Source organism: Acinetobacter sp. YH01006, assembly GCF_013420445.1.
Classification (GTDB): Bacteria; Pseudomonadota; Gammaproteobacteria; order Pseudomonadales; family Moraxellaceae; genus Acinetobacter; species Acinetobacter pseudolwoffii.
In genome coordinates, this window is the sequence record NZ_VOYB01000047.1 from 1 (window position 1) to 3,236 (window position 3,236).

Annotated in this window: 1 rRNA gene; it reads left to right on the forward strand. The window is 49.0% G+C overall.

Features of this window, described 5'->3' with window-relative positions:
• Window positions 1-317 precede the first annotated feature (317 nt).
• A 23S ribosomal RNA gene (locus tag FTT73_RS15635) occupies window positions 318-3,212 on the forward strand.
• The last annotated feature ends 24 nt before the right edge of the window (window positions 3,213-3,236 follow it).

Sequence of the window (3,236 nt, forward strand, 5' to 3'; positions counted from 1 at the left end):
AGCTCTGTGATTTATCACAGCGTCTAGACCTGACGAAGGCTAGATCAATCATTAACAGAATATATTTGAGTTGAAATAAATTGTTTAAGGCTCAGAACTAAATTGACATTAAAATGTGACACGCAAGTGACATGTTTGAATGAAGATGCAGAACTGAGAAACTAGCGATTAACTGAATCAAGCGTTTTGGTATATGAATCTAATTGAAGCTGTACAGTGCTTAAATGCACAAGACGCCAACTGTATGATTGACTGAGTGATTGGTTGATCTGTTGCTCATCCTACTTGTAAGGATGAACGACTGTTTGGGGTTGTATAGTCAAGTAATTAAGTGCATGTGGTGGATGCCTTGGCAGTCAGAGGCGAAGAAAGACGTGATAGCCTGCGAAAAGCTCCGGGGAGGCGGCAAATATCCTGTGATCCGGAGATGTCTGAATGGGGAAACCCACTTACCATAAGGTAGGTATTGCATGATGAATACATAGTCATGCAAGGCGAACGAGGGGAAGTGAAACATCTCAGTACCCTTAGGAAAAGAAATCAATTGAGATTCCCTCAGTAGCGGCGAGCGAAAGGGGAAGAGCCCATTAAGTCATATAAGTTCTAGTGGAACGCTCTGGGAAGTGCGACCGTAGACGGTGATAGTCCTGTACACGAAAGGGCTTATATGATGATGTCGAGTAGGGCGAGGCACGTGAAACCTTGTCTGAATATGGGGGGACCATCCTCCAAGGCTAAATACTCCTGACTGACCGATAGTGAACCAGTACCGTGAGGGAAAGGCGAAAAGAACCCCTGTGAGGGGAGTGAAATAGATCCTGAAACCGCATGCATACAAGCAGTGGGAGCCGACTTGTTCGGTGACTGCGTACCTTTTGTATAATGGGTCAGCGACTTATATTCAGTAGCAAGGTTAACCGAATAGGGGAGCCGTAGGGAAACCGAGTCTTAATAGGGCGCATTAGTTGCTGGGTATAGACCCGAAACCAGGTGATCTATCCATGAGCAGGTTGAAGGTTGGGTAACACTAACTGGAGGACCGAACCCACTGTCGTTGAAAAGCCAGGGGATGACTTGTGGATAGGGGTGAAAGGCTAATCAAACTTGGTGATAGCTGGTTCTCCCCGAAAGCTATTTAGGTAGCGCCTCGGACGAATACCATTGGGGGTAGAGCACTGTTTCGGCTAGGGGGTCATCCCGACTTACCAAACCGATGCAAACTCCGAATACCAATGAGTACTATCCGGGAGACAGACTGCGGGTGCTAACGTCCGTAGTCAAGAGGAAAACAATCCAGACCGCCAGCTAAGGCCCCAAAATTATAGTTAAGTGGGAAACGATGTGGGAAGGCATAGACAGCTAGGAGGTTGGCTTAGAAGCAGCCACCCTTTAAAGAAAGCGTAATAGCTCACTAGTCGAGTCGGCCTGCGCGGAAGATGTAACGGGGCTAAAACTATATGCCGAAGCTGCGGATGCATAATTTATTATGCGTGGTAGGGGAGCGTTCTGTAAGCCGATGAAGGTGGATTGAGAAGTCTGCTGGAGGTATCAGAAGTGCGAATGCTGACGTGAGTAACGACAATGCGAGTGAAAAACTCGCACGCTGAAAGACCAAGGGTTCCAGTCCAACGTTAATCGGGGCTGGGTGAGTCGACCCCTAAGGCGAGGCCGAGAGGCGTAGTCGATGGGAAATTGGTTAATATTCCAATACTTCTGTGTAATGCGATGAGAGGACGGAGAAGGTTAAGTCAGCCTGGCGTTGGTTGTCCAGGTGAAAGGTTGTAGGCATGCATCTTAGGCAAATCCGGGGTGCTCTATGCTGAGAACTGATAGCAAGCTGTACTTGTACAGTGAAGTGGCTGATACCATGCTTCCAGGAAAAGTCTCTAAGCTTCAGTTACACAGGAATCGTACCCGAAACCGACACAGGTGGTCAGGTCGAGTAGACCAAAGCGCTTGAGAGAACTCTGCTGAAGGAACTAGGCAAAATGGTACCGTAACTTCGGGAGAAGGTACGCTGCTTTTGGTGATGGAACTTGCTTCCTGAGCTGAGAGCAGCCACAGAAACCAGGCCCCTGCAACTGTTTATTAAAAACATAGCACTCTGCAAACACGAAAGTGGACGTATAGGGTGTGATGCCTGCCCGGTGCTGGAAGGTTAATTGATGGGGTTAGCGTAAGCGAAGCTCTTGATCGAAGCCCCAGTAAACGGCGGCCGTAACTATAACGGTCCTAAGGTAGCGAAATTCCTTGTCGGGTAAGTTCCGACCTGCACGAATGGCATAATGATGGGGGCGCTGTCTCCAGCAGAGACTCAGTGAAATCGAATTCGCCGTGAAGATGCGGTGTACCCGCGGCTAGACGGAAAGACCCCGTGAACCTTTACTGCAGCTTGACATTGAACTTTGATCTTACTTGTGTAGGATAGGTGGGAGGCTTTGAAACCGAGACGCTAGTTTCGGTGGAGCCAATCTTGAAATACCACCCTGGTAATATTGAGGTTCTAACTCTGCTCCATGATCTGGAGCGAGGACCATGTCTGGTGGGTAGTTTGACTGGGGCGGTCTCCTCCTAAAGAGTAACGGAGGAGTACGAAGGTGCGCTCAGCGTGGTCGGAAATCACGCGTAGAGTATAAAGGCAAAAGCGCGCTTAACTGCGAGACCCACAAGTCGAGCAGGTACGAAAGTAGGTCTTAGTGATCCGGTGGTTCTGTATGGAAGGGCCATCGCTCAACGGATAAAAGGTACTCTGGGGATAACAGGCTGATACCGCCCAAGAGTTCATATCGACGGCGGTGTTTGGCACCTCGATGTCGGCTCATCTCATCCTGGGGCTGAAGCAGGTCCCAAGGGTATGGCTGTTCGCCATTTAAAGAGGTACGCGAGCTGGGTTTAGAACGTCGTGAGACAGTTCGGTCCCTATCTACCGTGGGCGTTGGAAATTTGAGAGGATCTGCTCCTAGTACGAGAGGACCAGAGTGGACGAACCTCTGGTGTACCGGTTGTGACGCCAGTCGCATCGCCGGGTAGCTATGTTCGGAAGGGATAACCGCTGAAAGCATCTAAGCGGGAAGCCTACCTCAAGATAAGATTTCCCTAGGACTTTATGTCCTCTAAAGAGCCGTTGAAGACTACGACGTTGATAGGTTGGATGTGGAAGCATAGTGATATGTGAAGCTGACCAATACTAATTGCTCGTGAGGCTTGACTATACAACACCCAAACAGTTGTTGTAT